We start from the raw sequence: 15,680 nt of genomic DNA on the forward strand, positions 1-15,680 counted from the left end.
TCAGCCCTTTACTCCGGTGAGCGTGACGCCTTCGACGAAGGCCTTTTGTGCGAAGAAGAACACGATGATGACCGGGGCCATCACCAGCAGAGTCGCCGCCATGGTCAGGTTCCAGTTGACCGAGTGCGCGCTCTTGAAGGATTCCAGTCCGTAACTCAGTGTCCAGGCCCCCGGGTTCTGCGCGGCGTAGATCTGCGGCCCGAAGTAGTCGTTCCAGCAGTAGAAGAACTGGAACAGGGCGACGGCCGCGATGCCGGGCTTGGCCATCGGTACGACGATCTTCAGCAGCGTGCGCAGTTCGCCGCAGCCGTCGACCTTCGCCGACTCGATGTACTCCTGCGGGATGGTGAGCAGGAACTGCCGCAGCAGGAAGATCGAGTACGCGTCGCCGAACGCCATCGGGATGATGAGCGGCCACAGCGAGCCCGACAGGTGGAACTGCTGCGCCCACACCAGGTACATCGGGATGATGATGACCTGCGGCGGCAGCATCATCGTGGAGATGACGAGGATCATGGCCGTACGGCGGCCCCGGAAGCGGAACTTCGCGAGGGCGTACGCGACCGGGACCGACGAACAGACCGTGAAGACGGTGCCCAGCACCGCGTACACCAGCGAGTTGCGCCACCAGGTCAGGAAGCCCGGCGTGTGGAACACCGTCGAGTAGTTCGACCAGTGCCACGAGGTCGGCCACAGGTCGCCGCTCAGCGCCTGCCCGTCGCTCATCACCGAGGTGAGGAAGACGAACACGAACGGCAGGATGAAGAAGAGCGCCAGCGCGAGCGCCACGGAGTGGACCGCTATCCAGTTCAGGATCCGCTTGCGGCGGTGCCGGGCGGCGTCGGGCCCGCGGTCGCGGGTCCGCTCGGCGGCGGGTGGCGCGGTCAGGGTCGTGGTGGTCATCTCAGTCCTCCGCCGGGATGAGGCCGACGCTCTTGCGCATCAGCAGCAGGGTGACGGCCATGGCGATGGCGAAGAGCACGAGCGAGAGCACACATGCCGCGCCGGTGTTGAAGTTCTGGAAGCCCAGCGAGTAGACGAGCTGCGGGACGGTCAGGGTCGAGTGGTCGGGATAGCCGGGCTGGATCACCGTGCCGGGCCCGATGGAGACACCCGACGCGAGCTTTCCGGCGACCAGGGCCTGCGTGTAGTACTGCATCGTCTGTACGACCCCGGTGACCACGGCGAACAGTACGATCGGGGTGATCGCCGGCCAGGTGACGTAACGGAACTTCGACCAGGCCCCCGCGCCGTCGAGATCGGCGGCCTCGTACTGCTCCTTGGGCACGTCCAGCAGCGAGGCCATGAAGATGACCATCAGATCGCCGATGCCCCACACGGAGAGCAGCACCAGCGACGGCTTCGACCAGCTGGGGTCGTTGAACCAGTTCGGGCCGTGCAGGCCGATCCAGCCCAGCATCTCGTTGACCGGGCCCGTGGACGGGTTCAGCAGGAAGACGAAGGCCACGGTCGCGGCGACCGGCGGTGCCAGGTACGGGATGTAGAAGGCCGTACGGAACAGGCCGACGCCCGTCTTGATCTTCGTGACCAGCAGGCCGATGCCCAGGCCGAAGGCCACCCGCAGCGCGACCATCACGACAACCAGCCACATCGTGTTCCACAGCGCGGGACCGAAGAGCGGCATCTGCTGGAACACGTACTTCCAGTTCCGCAGCCCCACGAAGTCGGGGGCCTTGATCTGGTTGTAGTGCATGAACGAGAAGTAGACGGTGGCGATCAGCGGATAGGCGAAGAAGACCGAGAAACCGATCAGCCACGGGGACAGGAAGCCCAGGACGCGCATCCGGTCGCGGTTCTGCTTGCGGCGCAGCGGGGTGTTGCGCGGTGCCCCGGCCGCCCCGGACCTGGCGGCTTTCGCCGAGGTGGTGAGTGACAGTGCCATGACCCGGCTCCTCAGTTCTCCGACTGGACGTTGTCGGCGTCGATCTGGTCGTCGAGTTCCTTCAGAGCGCCGTGCAGGTCCTTGAGCGGTGTCCTGCCCGATTCGACGGACTGCGAGAAGTCACCGAACGAGTTGATGTACTGGCCGCCGTTGTTGGACGGCGGGACCGCCTGGCTGTACGGGTTCTGGGCGATCTTGAGGAATTCCTGGAACGCCGGGTCCTGGTCCAGCTTCGGGGACTTGAGGGCCTCGTTCGTGGACGGCACGTTGTGGATCGCGTTGGCGAAGCTGACCACCGAGTCGGTGTCGACCGTCAGGAACTTCACCAGCTCCCACGCGGCGTTCTGGTGCATGCTGCTGTGCGCGATCCCGGCGACCGTGCCGGTCAGGTAGCCGCGCCCGTACGTGTCCGCCTGGTCGTCCGGTACGGGCAGCGGCGCCACGCCCCAGTCGAACTTCGCCTTCTCGTCGTCCAGCATCAGCCCGCGCCACTCACCGTCCAGGTGCATGGCGAGCTTGCCGTTCAGGAAGGCGTTGCCGTTCGAGTACTCGTCGCCGAAGGTCTGGCGCAGCCGCTCCATGGCCGCGTACCCGCCCTGCGCGTCCGCGATGGACTTCATCGTCGTGAAGAAGTCCTCGGTCTTCGGCTCGTCGGCGAGCTGCGCCTTGCCGTTGCCGTCGAAGTACTTCGGGCCCCACTGCGCGAACATCCGGTCCGGCGCGTTCTGGTAGAGCTGGTAGTTCGGCATGAAGCCGGCGCGCTTGACCGAGCCGTCCTTGTTCTTCTCGGTCAGCTTGACCGCGTCGGCCTTCAGCTCGGACATCGTCCGGGGCGGCGAGGCGATCCCGGCGGCCTTGAACGCGTCCTTGTTGTAGTACATGCCGAACGCGTCCGCGAGCAGCGGCACCGCGCACTGGACGCCCTGGTACTGCGTGTAGTCCAGCAGCGTCTTCGGGAAGACCTCCGCCTTGTCGATCCCGCTCTTCTTGAAGAAGGGGTCGAGGTCCACCCACATGTCGGACGAGCAGTACTGGCCGACGTTGTTGGTGGTGAACGAGGTCACCACGTCGGGAGCCTTGCTGCCGCCGGCGCGCAGCGCCTGGTTGATCGTCTCGTCGCCGACGTTGCCGGTGGAGACGACCTTGATGTTCGGGTGGAGCTTCTCGAAGCGGGCGATGTTCGCGTTGATCGCCTTCACCTCGCCGGGCGCCGACCAGCCGTGCCAGAACTTCAGCGTGACCGGCTTGGTCGGGTCGTCGGTGTCGCTCCCGGTGCTCGGATTCGCGCAGCCGGACAACAGCAGCGCCGATGCGGCGAGCGCCGCGGACACGCAGGTGCGTATACGCCATCGCGCCATGGCGGACTTCCTTTACGGGGGAGGGGTACGGGAAAACGGCGGCGGGTGGGTTCTGAGGGGACGCGGGGGCGTCGCGGGGAAGGCGGGGGATGCACACCGGTGCGGGTACGGGTGCGGGACAGGAGCGGTATGGGACAAGGGGGTACGGGCGCGCGAGGCGCCGGTCCGCGGCGGCGCGGTGTCAGGTGGTGTCGAAGACGGTGTCGCGCGCCTGGGTCAGGGCCGACCGCAGCGCCCCGGTCAGGATCGGGTCGCCGTCGAGGTCGCTGATCCGCAGCAGGGGTCTGGGCAGGATGAGCCCGGTCAGCTCGGTCTCGACCCGCTCCCGCAGCGCCTCCCCGCCGGCCTCCGCGACCGCGCCGGAGAGCACGACCAGCTCGGGGTCGACCACCGCGACCACGGCCGCCAGGCCGGTGGCCAGCATGGCCGCCACCTGGTCCCGTACGCCCTCGTCGGCGAGGGCCTCGGCCAGCGGCACCCCGCCGGCGAGTTTCCGTACGGCGGGGGTGGAGACCTGGCTCTGGAATCCGCCGCCGGCGTCGTCCCCGGCCCAGTCGCGGACCCCGCCCCGGGCGAGCGGCGCGCCGGGCAGCGGCATGTAGCCGATCTCCCCGGCGCCGCCGGTGGCGCCCCTGAGCAGGGTGCCGCCCAGCACGATCGCGGCGCCGACCCCTTCGTCGAGGTAGGCGAGCACGAAGTCGTCGTGGTCCTGGGCCGCGCCCTCGTACTGTTCGGCGATCGCCGCGAGGTTCACGTCGTTCTCGATGAAGACCGGGGTGCCCAGCACTTCCGCGAGATCGGCCCGGAGCGTACGGGAGTGCCATCCCGGCAGGTGCGGCGCGTACCGCAGCTGGCCGGTGTGCGGGTCGATGGCGCCGGGGGTGCCGATCACCGTGCAGCGCAGGTCGTCGTGGCCGAGCCCGGCCGCGCGCAGCGCGCCGTCCACGGCCTCGGCGACCAGCTGGGCGGTGCGGTGGCCCACGTCCTTGGTGGCGGGTTCCGCCTCGACCCGGCAGCTGCCCACGACGGCGCCGGTGATGTCGGCGACCACCGCGTCGATGCCGGTGGGTCCCGCGGAGAGCGCCGCCACGTGGCCGGCGCGCGGGTCGATCTCGTACAGCACGGCGTTGGGTCCCGGCCGGCCGCTCTGGCTGCCGGTCGTACGGACCAGGCCCGCGCTCTCCAGCCGGGTCAGCAGCTGGGACGCGGTGGGCTTGGAGAGGCCGGTCAGCTCACCGATCCTGGTGCGCGTGAGCGGTCCGTGGGCTATGAGCAGGTCCAGCGCGGCCCGGTCGTTCATGGCCCGCAGGACGCTGGGTGTCCCCGGTGACGGAGTGGATGATCCTGACACTGACCGGACACCTGCCTTGTCTCTGCTCGTTCTCCTCGTGGCACGTCAGTGACACTGTTAGGAAAGTTTCCTATTGGGATGCGAGGAAAGTAGGCCCGGCGTCAGGAATCAGTCAATACCCCCCGGCACAAAGCACCCCCGAGGCAACCAAAGCGTTACCTGCGGGGGTGCGGGAGAAGACGGGCGGTCGGTGCTTGTTACACAGGACGTCACCGGTACGGAGACCTCACCGGTACGGAGACGTCCCCGCGAGCCCGTCGTCGCGCACGGTCACTTGCCCTGGCCCGGTGAGCCCGGCGGCGGCACCTGCGGGGTCAGCGGGGAAGCGGCCTGGGACTGCGGTGACGTGGGGCTGGACAGGGCCGAGGGGGCCGACACGCCCGCCGACAGGTCCACGGGCTCCTCGTCCGCCTGGAGCGGGACACCCCCGACGATCCGTATCCCCTCCTCGTCGAACGCCCGCTTGACCCGCCACCGCAGCTCGCGCTCCACGCTCAGCGCCTGGCCGGGCATCGTCTTGGCCGAGAGCCGTACGGTCATCGAGTCCAGCAGGACCGCGTCCAGGCCCAGCACCTCGATCGGGCCCCACAGGCGCTCCGCCCACGGGTCGTCCTTGGCCATCGTCTCCGCGACCTGCTTGATGACCGCGCGGACCTTCTCCAGGTCCTCGGACGGCCGGACCATCACGTCGACGGCGGCCGTGGCCCAGCCCTGGCTGAGGTTGCCGATCCGCTTCACCTCGCCGTTGCGCACGTACCAGATCTCGCCGTTCTCGCCGCGCAGCTTGGTCACGCGCAGGCCGACCTCGATCACCTCGCCGGTGGCCACCCCCGCGTCGATGCTGTCGCCGACGCCGTACTGGTCCTCCAGGATCATGAACACGCCGGAGAGGAAGTCGGTGACGAGGTTGCGGGCACCGAAGCCCAGCGCCACGCCGGCGACCCCGGCGGAGGCCAGCAGCGGCGCCAGATTGATGTTCAGCGCGCCCAGCATCATCAGCGCGGCCGTGCCGAGGATCAGGAACGACGTCACGGAGCGGAGCACGGAACCGATGGCCTCGGAGCGCTGGCGGCGGCGTTCCGCGTTCACCAGCAGGCCGCCCAGCGCGGTGCCCTCCACCGCCTGCACACTGCGGTTCATCCGCTCGATGAGCTTGGTGAGCGCGCGGCGGATGACATGGCGCAGGACGAGGGCTATCACCAGGATCAGCAGGATGCGCAAGCCCACGCTCAGCCAGGTGGACCAGTTGTCCTCCACCCAGCCCGCCGCGTCGTTCGCCCGGTTCCCGGCCTCGTCGAGGGTGCCGGGACCGGACGGCGGGGCTGCGGCCGGCAGGGCGGACCAGGACACGACGGAAACCTCCGGATAGGGGGCGGGCTGGCCAACCACACTAACGGGGCAGTGGACGGCCTCCGCCGCCCCGAGGGGGCGGAGAGACACTCCTCACGCGGTACGGGTGCGGTATTGGGCCGGGGAGGAGGGGCGGGCGGGTGTCCCGTGGTCGTCCTGTGGTCGAAAACACTCCGAGCCCGTTACCTGGACGTGGTGGCGTTTCGACCAGGCATGAGGAGAGACTGGAGCAGATCGTCCCGGCGCGAGCCACGCGCCGCCGGCGTAATAGGAGGCATCCGTGCCGCATGTCTTGGTCCTCAACGCGTCGTACGAGCCGCTCGGCGTCGTACCGCTCCGCCGCGCGCTCGTCCTCGTCCTGGAGAACAAGGCCACCAGCCTCGAGGAATCCGGCGCCTTCATGCACAGCGCGACCCGCGTCGTCCCAGCCCCCAGCGTCGTACGGCTGAAGCGGTTCGTGCGGGTCCCCTACCGGGGGCCCGTTCCACTGACCCGTCGTGCGCTCTTCGCCAGGGACGGGGGCCGCTGCATGTACTGCGGCGCCGCCGCCACCAGCGTCGACCACGTCGTCCCCCGCAGCCGCGGGGGCCAGCACGCGTGGGACAACGTCGTGGCCGCGTGCCGCAGGTGCAACCACGTCAAGGCCGACCGGCACCTGCGTGAGCTGGGCTGGCGTCTGCACCAACAACCGGCTCCACCGTCCGGGCTCGCCTGGCGGATCATCGGGACCGGACACCGTGACCCGCGCTGGATGCCGTACCTGCAACCGTACGGCGCGGAGGACGCGGTGGCCCGGATCGACGGCATTTCAGCCTGAGATCCGGGCCTTTGTCGTTCCCCCTGGTCAGGCGGGTGTACGCCGGGGGGATCGGAGGCGTGCGCGGGGGCCGGTGGCGTCGCCCGGTCTTGCCCGGCCTTGCCTCGCTAGGGCGCGACCGCGTAGACCTCGGCCGAGAACAGCGAGTATCCGTACTTCGTGGCGCGGGCGTCGCCCTGGACCCGTACGAACCGGGTGTCCTTCGCGTCCATCCCGATCGCCTCCCGCCCGCCCCGGCCGTCCGAGACGGTCGCAGCCGTCCGCCAGGTGCGGCCGTCGGCGGAGACCTGGACGCGGTAGCGGCTCGCGTACGCCTCCTGCCACGTCAGGACCACCTGCCCGACCCGCGCCGCCGCCGGGAGCTCCAGCTGCCACCAGGCGCCGTCCTCCACCGGGGACGACCAGCGGGTGGCGGGGTCCCCGTCGATCGCGGCCGACGCCGGGAAGTCCGGGGTCTCGTCGCCCGAGGACGAGGCGGTCGCGCCACGCGCGAGGTCGGGGCCGCCGGTACGGGGCGAGGCCCGCACGGTCAGCGTGCTCCGCTCGCCGCCGAAGGCGACCGGCACGTCGTACGAACCGGCCGGGGTGCCCGCCTTCACCTTGACCTCGATGGGGACCGTCGTCAGGGCGCCGCGTGGCACGGTCGTCTCCTTGGGCACCGTCACCCGGATGCCGGACGGCGCCTTCGCGGTGAGCGACCCGCGCACCTCGCCGGGCCGCCGCCCCGCCAGCCGCGCCTCGACCGTCTCCGCCTTCCCGCCGATCTGGGCGTCCGCCTCGCGGGGCGCCAGGTCCAGCCGCGCCCCCGGCTCGTCCGCGAACCAGGGCACGATATGCCGTACGGAGGGGGCGGGCGCGCCCGGTCCCGAGATGCCGGAACCGGGACCCGCGCCCGGCCACACGATCCGTACCGCGTCGGCGAGCAGGCCCTTCGCGTCCGACTGCGTCCAGCCGCTCGTCGACAGCGGTCCCAGCGGACGCCAGCCCTCGCCCGGCACCCGCACCTCCACGCTCGCCCCGGCGCCCGTGCCCGGCTCGGTCATCGCCGTCACCGCCGTGACCGGTCTCGCCCGGCCCAGGCCGACCGTGTAGGACCGGGCGTCCTGGGCGACGTCCCCGCCGGTGGCGCGGGCCGCGCCCGTCCACCCCGCCGCCGCCTCGACGGCCCGGTCGAGGAACGGGTCCAGGGCGCCCTCGCCCACCACGGCCTCGCTCGTGCGCAGCTCTTCGCGCAGCGGCTCCAGCGCCAGCGACGCCCGCCACGAGTCCGCGCCGTCACCGCGGTCCTGGGCGGTGAGCATGTCGACGGCCAGCTCCCCGGCGCGCCCGTAGCGCGCCAACTGGTCCAGCCACGGCCGTACTTCGTCGTCCAGCCGGCCCCCGGCCGTCCCCGCGAGACGCTCCGGCGCCCCGGCCATCACGGTGAAGGCGGCGCGCAGTCCGGCCGCCGCGCGGCTCCTGGCGCGTCCGTCCGACGTGGCGCGGGACGCCCAGAAGGCGGTGAACAGCGGCTTGAGATAGGCGGATTCGGACGGGTCGAGGAGGGACGAGGCGTCGTTGCCCGCGAGGGCGCGCAGGGCTTCGCGGGTCGCCGTGTCCTCGCCGGCCAGGTCGTCCACGGCCGCCCGCCAGGACTCCTCCGGCACGTAGCTCCGCGGATTCCAGGCGTAGTCGGCGGCGGTGAAGAGGGGGATACGGGACGCCGACGCCTGCTCCATGGCATTGGCGAGCAGCGCCACCGAGCCGCCGGCGACGGCCGGTTCGCGGCCGGTGTACGGGCCGAGGAAGAGACGTTCCGGCTCGTAGTCGTTGACCGGGTAGTTGTCCATCGTCACCATCGGATGCGCGAACGCGGCCTTCACGTCGGCCAGTTCACGGCCCGTGATGGTGCGCGGGACGACCCCGACCCCCGTCCACGCCACATGGACACCGCCGTCGAGCTGCCCGGCGAGCGCCGTGCGGTACGCGGTGACGCCGTCCTGGTGGTACTCGGTCGGCATGACCGTCAGCGGCTCGGAGTCCGGGTGCCGCTCCGCCAGATGAACCGCCACCGCATTCGCGACCCGGGCCTGCGCCTTCGCCGCCGCCTCGGGCCCCGAGCCGAACGTGTCGGCGTCCGCGTCGCAGTGCCACTCGCTGTAACTCACGTCCTGGAACTGGAGTTGGAAGGCCCGCACCCCCAGCGCCCACATCGCGTCGATCTTGCGGTTCAGCGCCCCGAGGTCCTTCTCCGACGTCATGCACATCGACTGCGCGGGGGCCACGGCCCAGGCGAGCGTCACATGGTTACGGCCGGCCCGCTCGGCCAGCTCGCGGAACTGGGCACGCTCCGCCGCCGGGTACGGATCGCGCCAGCGCGCCTGCCGGAACGGGTCGTCACCCGGCGCGTAGAGGAAGCGGTTCTGCTTGGTACGCCCCATGAAGTCGAGCTGCGCCAGGCGCTCCTGGTGCGTCCACGGCTCCCCGTAGAAGCCCTCCGTCGTGCCGCGCACGAGCGTGCCGGGCCAGTCCCGTACGACAACGCCCGGGACGGTCGCTTTGGCGCCCGGCTTCACGCCCGGCTTCGCACCCGGCCTCACGCCCGGCCTCACGATCAGCTGGCGCAGGGTCTGCGCGCCGTGGAAGAGGCCGTCCTCGCCCACCCCGTCCAGCGCTATCGTGTCGCGGCCCGCGACCCGGCCCACCGCGATCCGGTACCCGCCGGACGGCAGGTCGGCGCTCTCGGGCGCGCGCAGGGCGCGCAGCGCGTCCCGCGCGCCGGTGCCGCCCGCCAGGACCACCGTGCCCGCGCCGGGCGGATCCGTGGCCCAGGCCTGGCCGACCGTACGGACACCGGCGGCGCGCAGCGCGTCCGTGAGCGCCTGGACGGCGACGGGGTCGGCGCCCTCGCCCGCCACGACGGTGACCAGGTCACCGAGCGGGACAGCCCGCCCGGCCGCCTTGATCGTCTGGGGTCTGGGCCACACGTCCGGCACGTCCGCCTGGCCCTCGGGGCCGGGCGTGGCGGCCACCGGGGAACCCGGGTCGTGCGGCGCCGCGTACGCGCCCGGCGCCCCGCCGAGAAGCCCGCCGATCACGGCCATCGCAACCGCCGTAGCCGTCCGTCCTGTACGCCCGAGCCGCACGCCGTGCTCCTCTCGTGTGTCCTGGTCCCCCCAAGAGCCGCGAGGATTCGCGAAGAGCCGCGAGGATTCGCGTCAAGCGGGGACGAGCCCACCACCCCGTGGTCGGGGTGTCAATGCGCGTGGCCGCTGTGTCTCCTTTGCCCGTTGTGATAGGCAGGGGTACCAACTGCCGGGCGGGGGAGGGATCGTGACACGCGGGAGACGGACGGAGACCCGACACCTCCTCACCGGCACAGGTTCACCCTCCGTACGTGCCTGCCTCCGCCTACGCTGGGTAGGGCTGTTGTGTCCTGTCTGCCCAGCCCTTGGAGAAGCCGCCATGGCCGCACCCGCACCGCGCCTGCTCCCCGGCCCCTCCGAACAGCCGATCCCCCGACCGTCGGTGCCGGGCCCCGCGCGGTCCGCGCCCGGTCCGCTGACCAGCGAACCGCCGCTCGCCGACGCGGAACCGCTGACCAGCGAGCCCCCGCTCGCCGACACCGCCCCGCTCACCAGCGAACCGACAGCTCCCGGCACCGCCGGGGGCACGGAGTCCCCAGGAGTCTGAATGGGCCTGGCCAGGCTCGCCGCACTGCACGGTGTCGCCACCTCGTACGCCCCCTCGCCCGACGTCACCGTCCAGGTCCCGGACGACACCGTCGTGGCGGTGCTCGCCGCGCTCGGGGTCGACGCGTCCACCCCCGCGGCGGTGACGGACGCGCTCACCCGCGCGGAAGCCACCGCCGCGGAGCGGCTGCTGCCCCCGACGGTGGTGCTGTGGAGCGCCCCCGAGGGGGAGCGGCCCGAGGTCCCGGCCGCCCTGACGGGGCTGCCGCCCGGGACGACCCTCCAGGTGGAGCCGGAGGACGGCGGTACGCCGCTGCCCGCGGACCCCGCCACCGACCCCGCCGCCGTCGTGGCCCACGCCCCCCTCGGCGTCCACCGGCTCACCGCGCGCGCCCCCGACGGGCGTACGGCCACCGTCACCCTGGTGGCCGCCCCCCATCAGGTGCCGCAGCCCCCGCCCCGTACCCACGGCTTCCTGGTGCAGCTCTACTCCCTGCTCTCCGAGCGCTCCTGGGGCATGGGCGACCTCGGGGACCTCGCCGAGCTGGCCGCCTGGTCGGGCCGTCACCTCGGCGCGGGCTTCGTCCAGATCAACCCGCTGCACGCCGCCGTCCCCGGCGACCCGACCGACCCCTCGCCGTACCGCCCCTCCTCGCGCCGCTTCCCCGACCCGGTCCACCTGCGGATCGAGGCCGTACCGGAGTACGCGTACGTGCGCGGCGCGGACCGCGAGCAGCTCGACGCCCTCGGCGAGAAGGCCGCCGCCCTGCGCGCGTCCGTCCTCGGCGAGGACGCGCTGATCGACCGCGACGCCGTATGGGCCCTCAAGCTCGCCGCCCTGGAGATCCTGGCGGCCGTCCCCCTCGGCCCCGGCCGCCGTGCCGAGTACGGCGACTTCCTCGCCGCCCAGGGGCAGGCCCTGGAGGACCACGCCACCTGGTACGCGCTCGCCGAGGCGCACGGACCGGGGTGGCACGACTGGCCGGCCGGGCTGCGCGACCCGCGCTCGCCCGAGACCGCCCGGGCCCGCCATGACCTGTCCGACCGCGTCGACTTCCACCGCCGGCTGGCCTGGCTGACCGACCAGCAGCTCGCCGCCGCGTCCGGCACCGCGCGGGACGCGGGCATGGCCGTCGGGATCGTCCACGACCTGGCCGTCGGCGTGCACCCCGGCGGAGCCGACGCCTGGGCCCAGCAGGACGCCTTCGCCGCCGGCATGTCGGTCGGCGCCCCGCCCGACGCCTTCAACGCCCTCGGCCAGGACTGGGGCCTGCCGCCCTGGCGCCCCGACGTCCTCGCCGCGTCCGGCTACGCCCCGTACCGCGGCCTGCTCAAGGGCCTGCTGCGGAACGCCGGGGCGCTGCGGATCGACCATGTGATGGGGCTGTTCCGGCTCTGGTGGGTGCCGCAGGGCGAGCAGCCCACCCAGGGAACGTATGTACGGTACGACGCCGAGGCGATGCTCGCCGTCCTCGCCCTGGAGGCGCACCGCGCGGGCGCCCCGGTCGTCGGCGAGGATCTCGGCACGGTCGAGCCGGGGGTGCGCGAGGCGCTGGAGCGGCGCGGGGTGCTCGGCACGTCCGTGCTCTGGTTCGAACGGGACTGGGAGGGGCCGGGACAGCCGCCCCTGCCGCCCGGGACCTGGCGCGAGGGCTGCGTCGCCACCGCGACCACCCACGACCTGCCGTCCACCGCCGCCCGGTTGACCGGTGAGCACGTGGAACTGCGCCACCGGCTGGGCCTGCTCACCCGCCCGCTGGACCGGGAACAGGCCGAGGACCGCGCGGAGGTCGGGGAGTGGCTCACGTACCTGGGGCGCCTGGGGCTGCTGCCCGGGGGGCCCGGTGACGAGGAGGAGGAGATCCGCGCGGTCTACCGCTTCCTGCTGCGCACCCCGGCGCGGATGGTCGGGGTCTGGCTGCCGGACGCGGTGGGCGACCGCAGGCCGCAGAACCTGCCGGGGACGTGGGACCAGTACCCCAACTGGCGCCTGCCGGTGGCGGACGCGACGGGCCGCCCGATGACGCTGGAGGAACTGGCCGCGTCTCCCCGGCTGCACCGCCTGATGGACGTACTGCGACCGTGACGGCGCGACAGGGCCGTACGGGAGCGGCGCGGAGCTGTACGGGACCCCGCGCGCGCGGCGGACCCGGCCATTCGCTACGTTTGCACCGTGGACAAGAAGAACGCGATGCGCGCGGGCGCCCTGGCGGCCGGTACGACGCTGATGATGCTGCTCATGACGTCCCCGGCGCTCGCACTGAGCCGCGACGACGGTGACGACCCGGGCCCCGGCCTGAGCGTGGTGGAGACCCTCGGCCTGTTCGTGGGCATCCCGCTGCTGCTGTTCGCCGTCATCACCGGCCTGGTGCTGGTCCTGGACAAGTCCCACCCGTCCCACCGCGTCACCAAGCCGAAGCAGGGCTGACCACCCGCCCCACGCAAACGGCAAAGCGCCGCACGGCCGCCGTGCGGCGCTTTCGCGTACCCGAATCCCCTCGGGGAGAAGGCCGCCGACATCCCGAAGTGACCCCGAAGAGGCCCCGCCGTCCAAGACAGCGGGACCCCCGGGACCGGCAGGCAAGGCCTAGACGACAGGCGCCGCCGCCGCGTCCGCCTCCTGGGCGCGCAGCGCGCGCTCCACGCCCGCGCGCGACTCCGAGATCAGCCGGCGCAGCGCCGCGTTCGGGCCGGCGGAGGCCAGCCACGCGTCCGTCGCGTCCAGCGTCTCGCGCGAGACCTGGAGCGACGGGTACAGCCCGACCGCCACCTGCTGCGCCATCTCGTGCGAACGGGACTCCCACACCTCCGCGACCGCCGCGAAGTACTTCTCCGTGTACGGCGCGAGCAGCTCACGCTGGTCGGTCTGGACGAAGCCGCCGATCACCGCCTCCTGGAGGGAGTTCGGCAGCTTGTCGCTCTCCACCACCGACGCCCACGCCTCCGCCTTGGCCTCGGCCGAGGGCCGCGCCGCGCGGGCCGCCGTCGCGTGCTGCTCGCCCGCCGAGGTCTTGTCGCGCTCGTACTCCGCCGCGATCTCCTCGGTGTCGTGCAGCCCCACCGCCGCCAGCCGCTGGACGAACGCCCAGCGCAGCTCGGTGTCGACGGCCAGGCCCTCGACCGTCTCCGTACCGTCCAGCAAGCCCTGCAACAGGTCCAGCTGCTGCGGCGTACGGGCGGTCGACGCGAACGCGCGCGCCCACGCCAGCTGGTGGTCGCTGCCCGGCTCCGCCGCCCGCAGGTGCGCCAGCGTCGCCTCCGTCCACTGCGTCAGACCCGTCTCGCGCCACACCGGCGCCGCGTACAGGTCGAGCGCCAGCTTCACCTGGCGGTGCAGCGACTGCACGACGCCGATGTCCGTCTCCTTGGAGATGCCGGACAGCACCAGCGCCAGGTAGTCGCGCGTCGCCAGCTCGCCGTCCCGCGTCATGTCCCAGGCGGAGGCCCAGGACAGGGCGCGCGGCAGCGACTCCGCGAAGTCCCCGAGGTGCGCGGTGACGACCCGCAGCGACTCCTCGTCGAGGCGGACCTTCGCGTACGACAGGTCGTCGTCGTTGAGCAGGACCACCGCCGGGCGCGATGTGTTCTGCGGGAACGGCACCTCCGTGCGCTCCCCGTCGACGTCCAGCTCGATCCGGCTCGTACGGACCAGCTTGCCGTTCCCGTCCAGGTCGTAGCACCCGATCGCGATCCGGTGCGGCCGCAGGACGGGCTCGCCCTTGGCGCCGGCGGGCAGCGCGGGCGCCTCCTGCGTGACGAAGAACGACGCCACGTGGCCCGCCGCGTCGAGGGTGATCTCCGGGCGCAGGATGTTGATCCCGGCCGTCTCCAGCCACGCCTTCGACCAGGCCTTGAGGTCGCGCCCGGACGTCTCCTCCAGCGCGCCCAGCAGGTCGGAGAGGCGGGAGTTCCCGAAGGCGTGGGCCTTGAAGTACGCCTGCACCCCGCGGAAGAACTCGTCCTGGCCGACGTATGCGACGAGCTGCTTGAGCACCGAGGCGCCCTTGGCGTACGTGATGCCGTCGAAGTTGACCAGCACGTCGTCCAGGTCGCGGATGTCCGCCATGATCGGGTGCGTGGAGGGCAGCTGGTCCTGGCGGTAGGCCCAGGTCTTCATGGAGTTGGCGAACGTCGTCCACGACTGCGGCCACCGCGAGCCCGGCGCGTCGGCCTGGCAGGCGATCGAGGTGTACGTGGCGAACGACTCGTTCAGCCAGAGGTCGTTCCACCACTCCATGGTGACCAGGTCGCCGAACCACATGTGGGCCAGCTCGTGCAGGATCGTCTCGGCGCGCGTCTCGTACGCGGCGTCCGTCACCTTCGAGCGGAAGACGTACTGGTCGCGGATGGTCACCGCGCCCGCGTTCTCCATCGCGCCCGCGTTGAACTCCGGGACGAACAGCTGGTCGTACTTGGCGAAGGGGTACGCGTAGTCGAACTTCTCCTGGAACCAGTCGAATCCCTGCCGCGTGACCTCGAAGATCGCGTCCGCGTCCAGGAACTCGGCCAGCGAGGGCCGGCAGTAGATGCCCAGCGGCACCGACTGCCCGTCCTTCTCGTACGAGCTGTGCACCGCGTGGTACGGACCGGCGATCAGCGCGGTGATGTACGTCGAGACGCGCGGCGTCGGCGCGAAGTGCCAGAGGTTGTCCTTCGGCTCCGGCGTCGGCGAGTTGGAGACGACCGTCCAGCCCTCGGGGGCCCGTACGGAGAACTGGAACGTCGCCTTGAGGTCCGGCTGCTCGAACGACGCGAAGACGCGCCGGGCGTCCGGGACCTCGAACTGCGTGTACAGGTAGGCCTGTTCGTCGACCGGGTCGACAAACCGGTGCAGGCCCTCACCGGTGTTCGTGTACGCGCACTCCGCGACGACCGTCAGGTCGTTCGGGCCCTCCAGGAGGCCGGCCAGCGCGATCCGCGAGTCCTTGAAGACGGCGGCGGCGTCCAGCGGGGTGCCGTTGAGGACGACCTCGTGGACGGCGGGCGCCACCAGGTCGATGAAGGTCTCTGCCCCGGCCTCCGCGCTGTCGAAGCGCACCGTGGTCACGGACCGGTAGGTGCCGCCCTCCTGCGCGCCGCTCAGATCGAGATCGATCGCGTACGAGTCCACGGTGAGCAGGCGCGCACGCAGCTGCGCCTCCTCGCGGGTCAGATTTGTGCCAGGCACCCGGTCATCTCCTCGGTATAGGGCGTTTCGGCCCATCCTTCCACGGCGGGTCGCGTTCACCCG

General features: G+C 71.9%; 11 protein-coding genes. 4 read left to right on the forward strand and 7 right to left on the reverse strand.

Translation table 11 applies throughout. The features are described from left to right. The 5 genes from OG349_RS24330 to OG349_RS24350 form a co-directional block, all read right to left on the reverse strand. Entirely contained in the window at positions 1-903 is a 903-nt protein-coding gene (locus OG349_RS24330; RefSeq protein WP_327236618.1) for a carbohydrate ABC transporter permease, read from the reverse strand. 1 nt (position 904) lies between these two features. Next, positions 905-1,903 (reverse strand): carbohydrate ABC transporter permease, encoded by a 999-nt coding sequence (locus OG349_RS24335; RefSeq protein WP_327236619.1) that lies wholly within the window; start codon positions 1,901-1,903, stop codon positions 905-907. A gap of 11 nt (positions 1,904-1,914) precedes the next feature. Continuing rightward, a complete protein-coding gene (locus OG349_RS24340) occupies positions 1,915-3,261 on the reverse strand; it encodes an ABC transporter substrate-binding protein (RefSeq protein WP_327236620.1) in 1,347 nt (448 codons plus the stop codon). A 181-nt stretch (positions 3,262-3,442) separates the two neighbouring features. Further along, entirely contained in the window at positions 3,443-4,561 is a 1,119-nt protein-coding gene (locus OG349_RS24345) for an ROK family transcriptional regulator (RefSeq protein ID WP_327236621.1), read from the reverse strand. 321 nt (positions 4,562-4,882) lie between these two features. Continuing rightward, on the reverse strand, positions 4,883-5,962 hold the full coding sequence (locus OG349_RS24350; RefSeq protein WP_327236622.1) for a mechanosensitive ion channel domain-containing protein: 1,080 nt from the start codon (positions 5,960-5,962) through the stop codon (positions 4,883-4,885). Positions 5,963-6,242: 280 nt separating this feature from the next. Here OG349_RS24350 and OG349_RS24355 point away from each other — a divergent pair, with 280 nt between their 5' ends. Next, a complete protein-coding gene (locus OG349_RS24355) occupies positions 6,243-6,779 on the forward strand; it encodes an HNH endonuclease (protein ID WP_161306982.1) in 537 nt (178 codons plus the stop codon). A gap of 107 nt (positions 6,780-6,886) precedes the next feature. Here OG349_RS24355 and OG349_RS24360 read toward each other — a convergent pair whose 3' ends face one another. Continuing rightward, positions 6,887-9,904, reverse strand: coding sequence for a beta-N-acetylglucosaminidase domain-containing protein (locus OG349_RS24360; RefSeq protein ID WP_327236623.1), 3,018 nt, complete (start codon positions 9,902-9,904; stop codon positions 6,887-6,889). Positions 9,905-10,223: 319 nt separating this feature from the next. Here OG349_RS24360 and OG349_RS24365 point away from each other — a divergent pair, with 319 nt between their 5' ends. From OG349_RS24365 to OG349_RS24375, 3 genes are all read left to right on the forward strand, one after another. Beyond that, positions 10,224-10,451 carry a hypothetical protein gene (locus OG349_RS24365; RefSeq protein ID WP_327236624.1) on the forward strand — a complete coding sequence of 76 codons (228 nt, stop codon included), beginning with the start codon at positions 10,224-10,226 and terminating at the stop codon, positions 10,449-10,451. Then, positions 10,452-12,536: a 4-alpha-glucanotransferase gene (malQ, locus tag OG349_RS24370; protein ID WP_327236625.1), complete on the forward strand. Its 2,085-nt coding sequence runs from the start codon at positions 10,452-10,454 to the stop codon at positions 12,534-12,536. Between the two features lie 87 nt (positions 12,537-12,623). Next, positions 12,624-12,878 (forward strand): hypothetical protein, encoded by a 255-nt coding sequence (locus OG349_RS24375; protein ID WP_327236626.1) that lies wholly within the window; start codon positions 12,624-12,626, stop codon positions 12,876-12,878. Between the two features lie 159 nt (positions 12,879-13,037). On the opposite strand, the gene pepN is transcribed toward OG349_RS24375, so the two are convergent. Next, on the reverse strand, positions 13,038-15,617 hold the full coding sequence (gene pepN, locus OG349_RS24380) for an aminopeptidase N (protein ID WP_327236627.1): 2,580 nt from the start codon (positions 15,615-15,617) through the stop codon (positions 13,038-13,040). Positions 15,618-15,680: the final 63 nt, after the last annotated feature.

The organism is Streptomyces sp. NBC_01317 (assembly GCF_035961655.1).
Lineage (GTDB): Bacteria > Actinomycetota > Actinomycetes > Streptomycetales > Streptomycetaceae > Streptomyces.

Coding starts and splice junctions, on each gene's coding strand:
- OG349_RS24330 (WP_327236618.1), bottom strand. CDS start 903: ATGACCACCACGACCCTGACCGCGCCACCCGCCGCCGAGCGGACCCGC.
- OG349_RS24345 (WP_327236621.1), bottom strand. CDS start 4,561: ATGAACGACCGGGCCGCGCTGGACCTGCTCATAGCCCACGGACCGCTC.
- OG349_RS24340 (WP_327236620.1), bottom strand. CDS start 3,261: ATGGCGCGATGGCGTATACGCACCTGCGTGTCCGCGGCGCTCGCCGCA.
- malQ (WP_327236625.1), top strand. CDS start 10,452: ATGGGCCTGGCCAGGCTCGCCGCACTGCACGGTGTCGCCACCTCGTAC.
- OG349_RS24335 (WP_327236619.1), bottom strand. CDS start 1,903: ATGGCACTGTCACTCACCACCTCGGCGAAAGCCGCCAGGTCCGGGGCG.
- OG349_RS24365 (WP_327236624.1), top strand. CDS start 10,224: ATGGCCGCACCCGCACCGCGCCTGCTCCCCGGCCCCTCCGAACAGCCG.